The organism is Microcoleus sp. D3_18_C4, from assembly GCF_036702355.1.
Taxonomy (GTDB): Bacteria; Cyanobacteriota; Cyanobacteriia; order Cyanobacteriales; family Microcoleaceae; genus Microcoleus.
In genome coordinates this window covers 71,248-82,628 of the sequence record NZ_JAUBTF010000020.1, presented here as the reverse complement: position 1 = coordinate 82,628, position 11,381 = coordinate 71,248, and the positions used below count along the sequence as shown (strand labels likewise).

Genomic DNA, 11,381 nt, shown 5'->3' with positions numbered 1-11,381 from the left:
ATGGGAATTTCCTCTTTTCGACAAGCAGGAAAAGCCAAATATGTTTATTATCCACTTTATTGCTATCTCAACTTTGCAATTGTCGAGAATCAGGATGCTGTTTTTATTTTTTAGTTGTAAACCCTTCATGAGGTTACAGCAGCTTTTGCAGCCAGAAATATGCAGAAATTATGAGTATAAAAATCGCTTTACTGGTTGATCAATCGGGGGTAATTCCCTATCGCATTCAAAACGGACAAATTGAAGTAATGCTGATTACTTCTTCGGCTAGCAAGCGCTGGGTGATTCCCAAAGGATTAATTGAAACTGATATGACTCCCCAAGATTCCGCTGCCAAGGAAGCTTGGGAAGAAGCAGGTTTGTTGGGTAAAGTGTTCCCGGATTTGCTGGGAACTTACGAGTATCAAAAATCCGGCTATACTTGTCAGGTAGAAGTATTTTTAATGCAAGTCCAAGCAGTTCTAGAAATTTGGCCGGAAGCTAGCAAGAGAAAGCGGCAGTGGGTAAGTATTCCTAAAGCAATTAAGCGGGTTAATGAACCGGAACTCAAACTCATTTTGGCGGATTTGCCGAATCGGTTCTGGTAATTTACTCATGGATGCAGAACCTAATTATCTAAGGTGCGCCTCGGCGCATCTTAGCGCCATAATTCTTCGCGCGTCCAACCACTTTTTGGTCTTAGTATAAACTTGTAGGGTGCGTCCGTCAGCTAAATGATTGGAAAATAGAGCTATGATTACTGACGCACCCTACAAACTTATGATATCAGTGCGAAAAGTTTCCCCTTAAGCGTTAGCTGACAGAAAAGGAATACTTTCGGCTAAGTTATCCGTAACTTCAATTCCCTGTTTTCTCGCCCAAAACTGGCTCAAAAAGTGAATTTGTCGCAAGCCGACAACTAAATTTAAACCTGGTACAAAAAGCCACCAAACTGTTAGGGGTTCTTTGATTCCTTCTTGGCGGTACAATTCGTTAACTGTCTTGTAAAGTTTGAACTGCACGATGTAAATCCAAGCAATACCCAGCAAGGAAAACCAACCAAACCATCCGGGAACGTCAGGGTCGAATATCCGCAAAGCTTGAGGGACGGCTACTCCTAAAACAAAGGGAAGCAAGCAAAGGGTTCCCGACCAACCGATGCCGTTATAGCGACGCAATTCTTCTTGAATAATCCATTTGTACCATCCATAATATAGCAGCAAGCTGACTCCAGACAGCAAAATTACTCGCCACAAAGAGCGCGGTTTACCTAAAGGTTTGTCGGACATATTTAGCTGTAAGATATGAATTGCTATCTTGATTGTATTAATATTTGTTAATTATTGCAAAATCATTTCTCGAATCGATCGCGCTGTTGCAGGGGCTAGCAGAACACCGTTGCGATAGTGGCCGCTGGCGATGAGAACGCGATCGTTACCGGGAAGCATCTCGATAATTGGGGCCGATCGCCCTTCCGGCCGCGGGCGCAATCCTGACCATTTCCTGATGATTTCCGCTTCTGCTAAGGCGGGACAAAGTGCGATCGCCCTCGCCATCACTTGCGCCAACATATCAGCATTCGCCTGAATTTCCCCGCCATTTTCGGAAAACTCCACTGTCGCCCCCACCCAAAATTCCTGATTTCCCAAAGGCACAATGTGAACGTCATCGCAAGTAATTACTGGCCTAAAATCTGGGTTTCCTAAAGGCTTGGCCGATCGCAAATGCAGGGCTTGTCCCAACACCGGGCGAATGTCAACCAACTGATTTAAGGATGCAGTCACAGCAGCAGAACCCAAACCAGCGCACACAATTAGTCGATCGAACTCCAAACTAGCAGCAATCTCCGCTGCTTCAACGGGCACCCCAAACTCAAACATTACTCCATTTCGTTCAGCAGCATAAACCAAAGCCAAAGTTAGCGCCGTCGGATCGACTTGCCGATCTTGAGGCGAATAAATCGCAGCAATAATCTTATCATTTAAATAGAGATGAGGGCAGCGATCGCGCACTCGTTCCACATCCCAAAGTTCCAATTGCCAACCTTGAGAGTCGCGAGTGGCTATCAACTTTTCCCACTTACTTAAATCCTCTCCCTCCGAACAAAGCATTAAAATTCCCTGTTTGTTAAAAGGAATTTTTCGCCCCGTAACTGCTTCCAATTCAGGAATCAAAGTTTCGTAGCGCTGAAGGCTGGTTTCCCTCAAATGCCAATTTCTACCCTTAGTTTTGTGGCTGATAACTCCCATCAAAACACCGAGTGCGGCGCCAGTAGAACCTTGTGCCGGCGGCTGTTTGTCGAACACAGTAACTTTCAGTTCGGGAAATTGACTTAGTTCAAAGGCGATCGAAGCCCCAATAATACCGCAACCAATAATTGCAACGCGAACCATTCAATTTTAGATTTTAGATTTTAGATTTTAGATTTTATAGAAGTTTTTCGTAGGCTTCTGAGCGTAAAACGTGTCAAATTAACAGTAAAACCCTCTGTTGTTATTTATCGTTTGTGTCAAAGTCTCGATCCCCCTAAATCCCCCTTAATCAGGGGAGTAGGGGTTGACTTTGAATGCTCTGCCCCCCTTTTTAAGGTGGAGTTTGAATACTCTTGTCCCCCCCTTACTAAGGGGGTTAGGGGGGATCTAGACTCGACTACAAGCGATATTTATTATGGGTTTCAGTCTTAATTTGACACCCATCAATTGCCAAGCCTACAAAGCCCTAAAGCTATTAAGCTTTAGGAATTAGCTGCAAGAAGGTATCAAAATCATTGACAGCTTTCTGATAGCTGGCCGTGACTTTTGCATAGTCAAGCTCTTTAGCAGCAAGATCAATGTTAACCAAATCGGTAAACAAACTCTTAGTTAAATCAACAGCTTGTTGTTGAGCACTAGGCAACAAACTCGCAGAGACGGTTTTCATGGTGTTCCGCAAGTCGCCTAGAGGCCCGTGAATGTAAGTTCTGGTATCAATCCAATTCCGTTGTTGAATTAGAGTGCCCAATTTATCCATGCGCGATCGGAACTCGGTCAGGGTAGGAACATAGCGCTGAATTTGCTGGGTCTGGGCTGCTGTGTAAGTCGTTGGAACTTTTGCTTCGACACTGCTGCAACTAACCAGAAATGCCATCAAAAACGCCATCATCAAGGCAAAAATTGAACGGGGACGAGTCATATCGATTTTAGATTTTAGATTTTAGATTTCTCGTTCTCAGGCTCTGCCTGGAAATGCAGCTCGGCGAGGAGCTGGTTCACTGACCTAGCACCGAGAGTTATGTACAAAATATTATTTTACCTCCTGGCGGCGCAGAAAAGTTATCACAGCATCGCCAACTTTTTCTGACCAATGTTCTTGAGGATAATGCCCCGCTTGTTCCAGTGTGACTAACTCTGCATTTTGCAGGGAAGCGACTAGCTTTTTAGCAGGTTCAACACTCAGCCAAGGATCTGTCAAACCCCACACAAATAAAGTTGGTCGAGTCCATGCTTTCAAGCCGGATTCAATTTCGGCCATAGACTGCGGCAATTGAATATTGCGGACTGTATTCATCAGCGATCGACCTGCATCCGAACTCTTCAAAAACGGGCGACGGTAAACATCTAAATCCTTGTCTGATATTGTCTGGCGGCTGCCACCTTCTAGAGTTCTGTCAACCAAAAGCGGGTCTTGAGTCATCATGTCGCCAATAAAAGGCAGCCCCAACTGCTGCATTTTCCAAGGCAATTTTATATCTGCTGAAACTGGTGTATTTATGATGGCTAAACGCTCAATTTTATCGGGATTGCGTAAAGCGTATTGAAGGCCGGCTGAAGCTAAAAATCCTTGGACAACGAGGTAAAATCGGTCTAATTCTATAGCTTGAATAAAGCCAGCGAGGGCGTCAACAAAAGCATCGGGAGTGTAGGCAAAGTCGCGCTTGTCTGGTTTGGTCGATCGCCCGTAACCCACCCAATCTGGGGCGATCGATCTAAATCCCTGTGCAGCCAAATCCGGCATCATTACAGTCCAGGTAAAACTCTGGGACGGCAAACCGTGCAGCAGCAGTACGGGCGGTTTACCAGTTTCGTTAACCGGATTTGTTTCCCGATAAAACCATTTCAGCGGGCCTACTTCAACTATCTTCTCATCAATTAACATTATTTTACTGGTTATTTATCAAAGAATAAGGCGGGGAATACCCGCCCTACTTACCTAATAGTTGGGTGTGCATAGAACACCTTACCCAACTAATTACAGCCGCGTTTAGAAATTCATTTCAGCAGCTTGAACTTTTTCGACCTGTTTCTTCTTGAGAACCAGCATGATTTGAGCCAGCATGGTTATAGCCACGAAAGCCATCAATCCTTTAACTCGATCGGCACTTTGCAGCACAATCTCCACGTCTTTTTGACCGAAGCCGCCCACATTAGGATTGTTCGTCAAAAGTTCGCCTGCTGCAACTGTTTGTCCTTCAGTAACAATCAGTTCTGGGCCTGCGGGAATCGTATCAACAACGGCTGCACCTTCAGCAGGTTGAATTGTCACTTCATAACCGCCAGCTTCCGGTTGAGCAATCTTAGAAATGCTGCCAGCTACCGAAGCATTGTAAACAGTATTATTGCTCTTTTCGCCAGTAGGATAAACCTGACCGCGACCGCGGTTGCCACCAACATAAATTTGGTATTTGCCGTAGTGAACAGACTTGTCAGTTGCCGGATTCGGGGACAAAACTGGGAATACCAATTCTTTATACTGTTCTCCCGGTACTGGGCCCACTAAAACAATATTTTCTTGGGTTTCGCTGTAAGGTTGGAAGTAAAGATCACCGACTTTTTCCTTCATTTCTTCGGGAATTCTGTCAGCGGGAGCAATCTTGAAACCTTCGGGCAACATCACAACTGCACCCACATTCAAGCCACCTTTGCTGCCGTCGCCGACAACTTGCTGCACGCTAGTATCGTAGGGAATCTTGACAATAGCTTCAAACACTGTGTCAGGCAAAACAGATTGCGGTACTTCAACTTCAGTCGGTTTTGCACCGAGGTGACAGTTAGCGCAAACAATGCGACCTGTGGCTTCGCGGGGAGTAGCGGGTGCTGTTTGCTGAGCCCAGAAAGGGTAAGCAAAAGCTGCTTGGGGAAGTGCGATGTCGCTGGTGAGGAAAAATCCTGCGGCTACGATCGCAATTAAGGCTGTTTTCGCGATCGTCCTGGCACTGCGGCGAAATATCGCAGATAAATTAGTTTGTGGCATTAGAGTATTCAATCTCAAAGGTCAGACAATTTTGGATTTTGGATTTTGGATTTTGGATTTTGGATTTTGGACTTTGGATTATTAGACTGCTTTAGGGATGCAATTATCTGTGGTTTTCACCATTCACCCCCTATCTAAAATCTCAAATCTAAAATCCAAAATAGTTTAAGACCACCAAGGTGCTTCGCCGGTGCGGAAATCTGTTTCTGTCCAAGTTGTAAAAGCGATCTTGTCATCTGCGACAGTGGCGTGGGCCAGGGCCAGAGACAAAGGCGCGGGGCCGCGCACCACTTTGCCCTCATTATTGTATTGAGAACCGTGGCAAGGACAGATAAATTTGTTTTCGCTAACATTCCAAGGCACGACGCAACCCAAGTGAGTGCAGACTGCATTGATGCCGTAGTCGGCGATAGATTGGTCTTCTTTCACCACAACATAGGTGGGGTCGCCTTTGAGACCTTGGGCTAAGCTGCGATCGCCCGCCGGGTGCGAAGTCAAATATTCGCTAACGATGATGTCGTTACCCAAAGCATCTTTAGCTGTCACTCCGCCGCCAACTGCCCCACTCGCCGGAGGAACAAAATATTGGACAACGGGATAGAGTGCGCCCAGTGCCACACCTGTGACTGTACCGAACGTCAGCAAATTCATAAATTGGCGACGCCCCATATCGGGAACATCGGGATTTCCAGCAGAAGATTGAGCCATGACCTGCCTTTACGGTTTTAAGTTACGTTTGTTTGTTAGCTGTTAGCGAACCTGTACGTGCAGACAACTGGGATAATTGCCGTTAATCTGCTCGCACAAATTTTAGGCCGCGAAAATTCCTTTTAAGAATGCGCCTTCCAGCCTTTATTAGAGTATTATTACATTTTTTGAACTTTGTCTTTTATTGTTTAATGGATTAACTCAGGAGCAACCATGACGGGTAAGGATTTACACCAGCTACTGCTAGAAAAATGGGGAAAGTCTTACGATATCAGATTGCGGCGAACACGGGGCAAGATTTTTGTGCAAGTTATGTGGAAATATTTAGAACAGGCATCTTTTCCGATGACGGAGGCTGATTATTTCGAGCATTTGGATGCGGTGGCCAATTACCTCAACGGCTGGGGGAGCACAGAACAGGTGAGAGAATATATCGTGACTACTCGCGATCGCCCCCGCTTGGGTAAAGCTGTCAGCATTCCTCTAGATTTGGGTGAAAGAGCCTCGGAATGGTTGCTAGACGAGTTTTGAATCAGTCAGTCGATTTTAGATTTTAGATTTTAGATTTTAGATGGACTCCACAGCCGGGATCTGGGGGAGTTCCCTAAAGTTTTGTGTCGCGCCGCGGCTGGATTAGTTGAGCCCAAAGTCCCGAAAATCGATCGGCGAGCTTGTCATACGACTTGCTGCTGGTGAGAAACTAAGCTGTGGCGCATCTAATTTGCACAGTTGTTTTGATTCAAAGTCTTGTGTGGCGGGCTTTGCTGCGCGCCCCCAACTGTGGGATTTAAATGCCACAACAGTTTCTGGGGCTTTTTAGGGGCTTTTTAAATTTTGGGCGATCGGACTTCTAGCTTACCAAAATCATCCGAAGCAATTTCTGTCAACAATTTCACATACAATGAGTGTCAGATATCTTGTGAAATTTAGGAGAATGTTGTAATGGGTGTTGCACTGGGAATGGTTGAAGTCTTAGGATTTCCCGCTGCAGTAGAAGTTGCGGACTCAATGGTGAAAGCAGCCCGTGTTACTTTAGTTCGCTATGAGAAAATAACCCGCGCCTACTGGACAATTATAGTGCGAGGAGATGTCTCTGAAGTGCAAGCAGCCGTTGCTGCTGGAATTGAATCAGTTAAAAAGGTCGATGGCGGAAAGTTGCTATCGTATCACATAATTGCTCGTCCCCACGAGAATCTGGATTACATTTTGCCGATCGGCTACACTCCCGAAGTAGAACAGTTCCGAATGTAGTCAAAGTTTTGACAAAACTTTGGTGTGGAATTTTAACTTTTAGTAATTATAGAGGCGCGGGCGATCGCGTCTCTATATTTTTTGCGGCTAATTCATATCAAATCCGGTAGCATCGGATCGGCCCAGATCCCCCCTAGCCCCCCTTCTTAAGGGGGGGACAATAATCTTCTCAAAGTGGGTCTTCTTAAGGGGGATTTAGGGGGCTCTGGACTCAAACAAAAGCGATATTCCTCATCGGTTTTAGGCGATTGTTCTCACCTATCGCTCGACGCAGACCATACAATCAACCAGTCATGAAATCACGGGCAGGAATGATAGAAGCACTCGAAACTCCCTTCAGAATCCCTATAGGGTTAATGGCTCCAACCTGACGAATCTCGGTATCTAAACCATTATTAATCGACCCAAAAGTGATGTCTGCAAACGGATCGCGAGAACGTACCAACAGTTTATCTTCACCTGGTTTGAAGTCAGCAATAGTATCTATTCCCGAACTCCTCCAAAGCCTAAACTTGTCAGCGCCCCCCCCGCCAATCAACGTTTCGCTGCCGTATCCACCAAGGAGAGTATCGTTATACCTAGAACCTATCGCTACTTCGATGCCGGAGAGCGAGTCTATGCCGCCCTGCCCGTCGGAAGCCCGACCTAACCCAGACCCGTCGCCGACATTCCCCAAGTCGAGATAGACACCCGTTCCTGCATTGCTGTACGATAATGTGTCGATGCCATCCCCGCCATTGAGCAAGTCATTGCCAGCCCCGCCATTGAGCAAGTCATTGCCAACCTCGCCATTGAGCAAGTCATTGCCAACCTCGTCATTGAGAGTGTCATTGCCATCGCCGCCATTGAGAGTGTCATTGCCATACCCGCCATAGAACCCGTCATTGCCAACCTTGCCATCGAGATAGTCATCGCCAAACCGGCTAAAGAACGTTTCGCTGATGTCTCCGCCAATGAGAGTATCGTTATAGTCAGTACTGAGTACACTTTCAATGCCGGAGAGCGAGTCTATGCCACCCTGCCCGTCGGAAGCCCGACCTAACCCCAAATCGAGATTGACGCCAGTTGTTGCAAAAATAAAAGATACTACGTCGATGCCATCGCCGCCATTGAGCAAGTCATTGCCAGCGTCGCTAATGAGAGTGTCATAGCCCGCGCCGCCATTGAGAGTGTCATTGCCCGCGCCGCCATAGAGTTCGTCATTGCCAACCTCGCCATTGAGAGTGTCATTGCCATCGCCGCTATAGAGATCGTCATTGCCCGCGCCGCCATTGAGCAAGTCATTGCCAACCTCGCCATAGCCACCGTCGCCATAGAGATAGTCATCGCCAAACCCGCCATAGAGAATATCATCGCCACCCCCGGCCGTGAGATCGTCATTGCCATCCTCGCCAAAGAGCCAGTCGTTCCCAGCCAGGCCCTTGAGAGCGTCATCCCCAGCCAGGCCATAAATGGTGTCATTGCCAGTAGTGCCATTGATGGTGTCATTGCCAGTAGTGCCAGGTGCCATATATTTAATTTCCGATTGAGATTAAGAAACTGAAACCGTCAAAAAGGTAAAACTCTACAGTGTGGATTTTTAAAGTGAACTTACTAAAAAATCCACCCACAAAACCAACAAGTCTCCTATCTTAGGCAGCCAGGAAACTCAAAAGATATAGCTAGACTTCAGTGAGCCAGCTTGACTCTCTTGCTGAGGTTTTACATTATTCAGTAATTTCACTGTATTTCTATGTTATCTGTCGCTCGAATACTCAGGATTGGCTCGTTTCAAATCTTCATGTAAACCTTAAAAACTCAATCATTAAAATAACTTATGATTGCCAGCCCGATCGCCTAAAGAATAGTGTGAATTAAGGCTCAAAACCTTGACCCCAGACACCTAACACTAAAGTTTGCTAATGTGAATTTTATATTTTATTTTAAATACTTATCAAACAGACACTAAATCAGCAAAGGTTATCAGATAAAACAATCAACTTACTCAAATAGCTGAGAAGCTTAGCTTTACACAATGTTTATAAGCTTACTTAAGTAAATAGGGAATTCGCCCTCAAAATAGCTGAAGCAATGTTTTTAAGAAAAGTTGACAACAATCTCAATCTCGGCTAAAAATAGCAGACAATTTTAAAATTCAGATGTTCGGTAACTTTTACATTGTCTGCTATTCTTAATTCTCATCGCCCTAAAAGCTTCACCAAACCAACCCCGCCAAAATACAAGCTCAGCACCGCACCTCCTAAAAGACTTTGCGTTAAAGGGTCAGTAGAAGGCGTTAAAACCGCTCCCAAAACTGCCGCTCCCAAGACTACATAGCGCCAGCCGGAGAGCATTTGGTTAGAAGAAACTATGCCCAAAACTCCGAGCAATACTTGGACAATCGGGATTTGAAAAGCTAAGCCAGTGCTGAACATTAACAGGAGCACAAATTTAAAGTATTTGTCGATCGACCACAACTGCTCTACAACATCGGCTCCATAGGTAACAAAGAAGTTGAGCGCCGCCGGAATCAGAGCGATGTAAGCAAATACTAACCCGCCCAAAAATAGGAAACTCGAACCGAAAAACACAGGCCCCAGCAACCTGCGTTCTTTCCGAGTCAAGCCGGGGAGAACAAACAGCGCTATCTGGTAAAAAATAAACGGAGTGGCGATGAGCAAACCGCTGTATCCGGCTACTTCGATAGAAACAAAGAAATACTCGCCGGGAGCTAGTTGCAGAAACTTGACGGGCCCTGCCGGTACTTCTAGCAGTTGCACGATGGGTTTAACTGTGAAAAAGCAACCGATTACAGCGATTACTACTGCAATTAGCGAGTAGAAAAGTCGCTGCCGCAATTCTTCTAAATGATCGAATAAAGACATTTCAACTTCGTCGGGAAGTTCGTCGAGAAATTCGTTTTCTAAGTTGCGAGAACCCATCGCACCGCCTGCGATTGGTGCAATGCTGTTTTCCGGGCTAATTGCTTCGAGATTGTTGTCGGAACCTTGTTCGGGTGTCTCCAAGTTTGAGGGAGCAGTCATAGGGAATGGGTAATTGGTAAGGGGTATTGGGAAGAGGAAAGGGGTAATTGGAAAGTGGTAATTAATTGGAAATTGGAAATTGAGAATAGTTATTTCATAATTGCTCCGACTTCCTTCTTCATTCTTTATTCTGACATCAGCAGTAGAAGGAACGATCGATAATTAATCCGTGTAGCGGTGTCAAAACCCGTGTCGTGCCTTCATTATTCAATGACGATCGCAATTTTGCCGATCGCGCGGCCCGTTTCGCTGTAAGCGTGGGCTGCTGCTACTTCTGCTAAGCTGTAAGTGCGATCGACAATCGGCTCAACTTTATCGGATTCTATTAACTCCCGCAAAGCCCCTAAATCGCTGGGGTTGGCATTGGCTAGAATGAATTTAGCTTTTTTACCCGATATAAACCAGCTCGTTAACATCGGTGCGAGGTTCTCGAAACTTGGCAAAGTCGATATATAAATTCCCTCTGGTTGCAGCACTTTTTCGCATTCAGCAAATGTTCTTGTTCCCACAGCATCTAAAATTATATCATATTTATCTGTCTGTTGAGTAAAGTCAATTTCTGCGTAATCCAGGACAAGATCGGCTCCTAAACTCTTCACCAATTCTCTATTTTTAGCACTGCAAACTCCCGTTACTTCCGCATTCATTGCTTTCGCAACTTGCACGGCAAAAGTGCCGACTCCGCCGGAAGCGCCGTTAATCAATACTTTATTTCCTGCTTGAATTTGACCCAAATCCCTGAGCGCTTGCAAAGCAGTTAAACCTGCGATCGGTACTGCTGCTGCTTCTGCATGAGTGATGTTTTTCGGTTTAAAGGCGGCATCCGATTCTGCCACGACCGCGTATTCGGCGCAAGCACCCCCACTCATGGGATTTAAGAAAGTATAAACTTCATCTCCGGGTTGAAATTTGGTGACTTCCCGGCCGACTTCCACGACAACTCCCGAAATGTCAGAACCGACGATTCGAGGAAAGTTAAATCCTGTTAATAGTTGCAGGTGTCCTTGCCGGATTTTCCAGTCTACGGGATTGACGCTGCTAGCCCGAACTCGCACTAACAATTCGTTGGATTTGGCGATCGGCTTTTCCAACTCTCGGTACTGCAATTCCTCGGCTGAACCGTAGCGATCGAACGCAACTGCTTTCATGGCAAATTTTCCGGTTTATTTCCAATGGAACATTCAATCCTTT

The 11,381-nt window shown here is 45.8% G+C and carries 12 protein-coding genes; 3 read left to right on the top strand and 9 right to left on the bottom strand.

The window, feature by feature from the left end:
• Positions 1-170 precede the first annotated feature (170 nt).
• Positions 171-587: an NUDIX hydrolase gene (locus QUA90_RS12655; RefSeq protein WP_333445795.1), complete on the top strand. Its 417-nt coding sequence runs from the start codon at positions 171-173 to the stop codon at positions 585-587.
• A 198-nt stretch (positions 588-785) separates the two neighbouring features.
• On the opposite strand, the gene QUA90_RS12650 is transcribed toward QUA90_RS12655, so the two are convergent.
• From QUA90_RS12650 to petC, 6 genes are all read right to left on the bottom strand, one after another.
• Complete coding sequence (locus tag QUA90_RS12650; RefSeq protein ID WP_333445793.1) at positions 786-1,268, bottom strand: hypothetical protein; 483 nt, start codon at positions 1,266-1,268, stop codon at positions 786-788.
• 51 nt (positions 1,269-1,319) lie between these two features.
• Complete coding sequence (locus tag QUA90_RS12645; RefSeq protein ID WP_333445791.1) at positions 1,320-2,372, bottom strand: FAD-dependent oxidoreductase; 1,053 nt, start codon at positions 2,370-2,372, stop codon at positions 1,320-1,322.
• A gap of 334 nt (positions 2,373-2,706) precedes the next feature.
• Complete coding sequence (gene psbQ / locus QUA90_RS12640) at positions 2,707-3,150, bottom strand: photosystem II protein PsbQ (protein ID WP_333327352.1); 444 nt, start codon at positions 3,148-3,150, stop codon at positions 2,707-2,709.
• A gap of 111 nt (positions 3,151-3,261) precedes the next feature.
• On the bottom strand, positions 3,262-4,113 hold the full coding sequence (locus QUA90_RS12635; RefSeq protein WP_333445789.1) for an alpha/beta fold hydrolase: 852 nt from the start codon (positions 4,111-4,113) through the stop codon (positions 3,262-3,264).
• Positions 4,114-4,218: 105 nt separating this feature from the next.
• Entirely contained in the window at positions 4,219-5,208 is a 990-nt protein-coding gene (gene petA, locus QUA90_RS12630) for a cytochrome f (RefSeq protein ID WP_333327347.1), read from the bottom strand.
• Positions 5,209-5,373: 165 nt separating this feature from the next.
• Positions 5,374-5,916, bottom strand: coding sequence for a cytochrome b6-f complex iron-sulfur subunit (gene petC / locus QUA90_RS12625; RefSeq protein WP_333390801.1), 543 nt, complete (start codon positions 5,914-5,916; stop codon positions 5,374-5,376).
• Positions 5,917-6,129: 213 nt separating this feature from the next.
• Between petC and QUA90_RS12620 the strand changes: the two genes are divergently transcribed.
• Positions 6,130-6,447, top strand: a complete 318-nt coding sequence (locus tag QUA90_RS12620) for a DUF3067 family protein (RefSeq protein ID WP_333327341.1) — start codon at positions 6,130-6,132, stop codon at positions 6,445-6,447.
• Between the two features lie 411 nt (positions 6,448-6,858).
• Complete coding sequence (locus QUA90_RS12615) at positions 6,859-7,167, top strand: carbon dioxide-concentrating mechanism protein CcmK (protein ID WP_333044070.1); 309 nt, start codon at positions 6,859-6,861, stop codon at positions 7,165-7,167.
• 283 nt (positions 7,168-7,450) lie between these two features.
• On the opposite strand, the gene QUA90_RS12610 is transcribed toward QUA90_RS12615, so the two are convergent.
• From QUA90_RS12610 to QUA90_RS12600, 3 genes are all read right to left on the bottom strand, one after another.
• Positions 7,451-8,677, bottom strand: coding sequence for a calcium-binding protein (locus QUA90_RS12610; protein WP_333390804.1), 1,227 nt, complete (start codon positions 8,675-8,677; stop codon positions 7,451-7,453).
• Positions 8,678-9,344: 667 nt separating this feature from the next.
• Positions 9,345-10,190, bottom strand: a complete 846-nt coding sequence (gene tatC, locus QUA90_RS12605; RefSeq protein ID WP_333390807.1) for a twin-arginine translocase subunit TatC — start codon at positions 10,188-10,190, stop codon at positions 9,345-9,347.
• Between the two features lie 203 nt (positions 10,191-10,393).
• Positions 10,394-11,338: an NAD(P)-dependent alcohol dehydrogenase gene (locus tag QUA90_RS12600; RefSeq protein ID WP_333445787.1), complete on the bottom strand. Its 945-nt coding sequence runs from the start codon at positions 11,336-11,338 to the stop codon at positions 10,394-10,396.
• Positions 11,339-11,381: the final 43 nt, after the last annotated feature.